The sequence below is a fragment of the Paenibacillus thiaminolyticus genome, assembly GCF_003591545.1.
GTDB lineage: Bacteria > Bacillota > Bacilli > Paenibacillales > Paenibacillaceae > Paenibacillus_B > Paenibacillus_B thiaminolyticus_A.
On sequence record NZ_QYZD01000105.1, the window covers coordinates 1 to 864 of the forward strand.

The 864-nt window shown below is 49.7% G+C and carries 1 pseudogene; it reads right to left on the reverse strand.

From position 1 onward, the window contains the following. Nucleotides 1–286: 286 nt before the first annotated feature. Nucleotides 287–864 (reverse strand): annotated as a pseudogene (locus tag DQX05_RS31295) (LysM peptidoglycan-binding domain-containing protein); the annotation flags it as partial.

The window sequence follows — 864 nt, forward strand, 5'->3', positions numbered from 1 at the left end:
TCTTCGATTCAGCGTCAAGCACTTTTTTTAAAATCTTTTTTCGCTTCAGGCGGCTGATGTCGCTCTGTCGAAGACAGAATATAAATATATCACGCTTCTAATAGAAAAGCAACCTCTAAATCTATTATTTTTCTTCACACGCTACGACATCATGAAAAGGAACATCAGGCAAATGCTTAGTCCCAGTTGGTGTATACAGTGACATCACAACAACAGGTAATATCCACCCATCTATCTCTTCATAATAGAACAGGGGACATTACCTGTTGCTGTTAAGTAATCGGCTTCAGCTACCAATCCATGGCATACCTTGCGGACGCTGCTTCCTGCTTGAAGCTTTGGCCTTCTGCGCACTCCGGGGGCTCTTTTTCCCGGAAGCGCTGCGAATCGTCGCTTTCTTTTCCGTATCGCTTGAATTCTCAATTCTTTCTTGCGACCCGCCATCCGTCTCGGTAGAGGAAGCATTTGCTGTCTCCGCTTCAAGCTCCTCTTCGCGCTGATGAACGCTGCCATCGAATTCCTTTCCTTTTTCCCAACCATCCATCTTCCAGTGAGGCATGCCCCAGTATGGCTCCGGACTATGCCAGCCGGCTTCCGGCGACATATAGGTAGGATAAGTCTGATACATCCCCGGGGAGACATGACCGGTATGAGAAAGCCACTCCCCATGTCCGGCCATTCCACGATGAGGGTCCCATTCCCCGTGCTCCGTCATCCCATGGTGCCAATCCCATTTCCAATGTTCGCCCATTTCGTGATGCGGATGGCATTTCCAATGCTCCGACATCCCATCATAGGGATCCCATTTCCCATGCTCGGTCATCCCATCATGGGGATCCCACTTCCCGTGCTCGCCCATTCCAT